The sequence below is a fragment of the Actinomycetota bacterium genome (genome assembly GCA_040905475.1).
Classification (GTDB): Bacteria; Actinomycetota; AC-67; order AC-67; family AC-67; genus DATFGK01.
This window is the reverse complement of the sequence record JBBDRM010000171.1, coordinates 67,981-69,031: the sequence shown is the minus strand read 5'-3', so window position 1 is coordinate 69,031 and position 1,051 is coordinate 67,981. Positions and strand designations below refer to the sequence as shown.

Annotated in this window: 2 protein-coding genes and 1 tRNA gene; all 3 read left to right on the top strand. The window is 63.1% G+C overall.

From position 1 onward, the window contains the following. Position 1: 1 nt before the first annotated feature. The 3 genes from WEB06_21440 (at position 2) to WEB06_21430 (ending at position 1,024) form a co-directional block, all read left to right on the top strand. Positions 2 to 73: transfer RNA gene (locus tag WEB06_21440), tRNA-Lys, on the top strand. A 52-nt stretch (positions 74 to 125) separates the two neighbouring features. Further along, a complete protein-coding gene (locus WEB06_21435) occupies positions 126 to 692 on the top strand; it encodes a GrpB family protein (protein MEX2558182.1) in 567 nt (188 codons plus the stop codon). A 110-nt stretch (positions 693 to 802) separates the two neighbouring features. Beyond that, positions 803 to 1,024, top strand: a complete 222-nt coding sequence (locus tag WEB06_21430; protein ID MEX2558181.1) for a CsbD family protein — start codon at positions 803 to 805, stop codon at positions 1,022 to 1,024. Positions 1,025 to 1,051 lie beyond the last annotated feature (27 nt).

Here is a 1,051-nt window from a genome sequence, read left to right as displayed (position 1 = left end):
AGGGCCGCTAGCTCAACGGGTAGAGCACCGGGCTTTTAACCCGGCGGACCGGGTTCGAGTCCTGGGCGGCCCACAACACCGCCGTACATCGACGAGTGGTGCCGCCGGACCCTTATCCTGTTCGCGTGACACCCGACCGCGAGCCCATCACCGAAGAGGAACTCCGGTCCGTGACGATCGGCGCGCTCGAACCGCTCGCGGAGCGGATCAGGCTCGTCGAGTACGACCCACGGTGGCCGGCACTGTACGAGCGTAAAGCGGAACGCGTGCGCGAGGCGCTCGGCAAGCAAGCACTGCGGATCGAGCACACGGGATCGACTTCGGTTCCCGGGCTTGCCGCGAAGCCGGTCATCGACATGCTGCTCGTCGTCGTGGACTCCGCCGACGAGGACTCGTACCTACCCCCCCTCGCGCGCGCCGGCTACACACTTCGCGTACGCGAGCCTCGATGGCACGAACATCGCATGTTCAGAGGCAGCGATCCTGCGGTGAACCTTCATGTGCACACGTTGGGATGTCCGGAGATCGATCGCATGCTCACGTTCCGCGATCGCCTTCGCGCCGATGCAGGCGAGCGGCTCCGTTACGAACGGGTGAAACGCGAGCTCGCCGAAAAGGACTGGAAATACGTTCAGAACTACGCCGACGCGAAGTCGTACGTGATCGAAGAGATCATCGCGCGAACGCGCTGAAACCGACACTAGCAGCAAAGCGAGCGAGACGTTTCGCCGCGGAACCCATCGGGTATCAAAGCGACGTACGGCGGGAGACCCGCCGACTACCTCAAAGTGGAGGGATGACGATGAACACCGATCTCAAGGCTGAAGGCAAGTGGGACCAGATGAAGGGCCGCGTCAAGGAAGCCTGGGGCGACCTGACCGATGATGACCTCGACAAGTCCGAGGGGAAGATGGACCGCCTGGTCGGCACCATCAAGGAGAAGACCGGCGAGACCATCGACGTGATCGAGGAGAAGCTCGGCAAGTTGATGGACGCGGTCGGCGACAAGGCCCACAAGAACTAACGGAAACCTTCACACTGGACCCCCCGG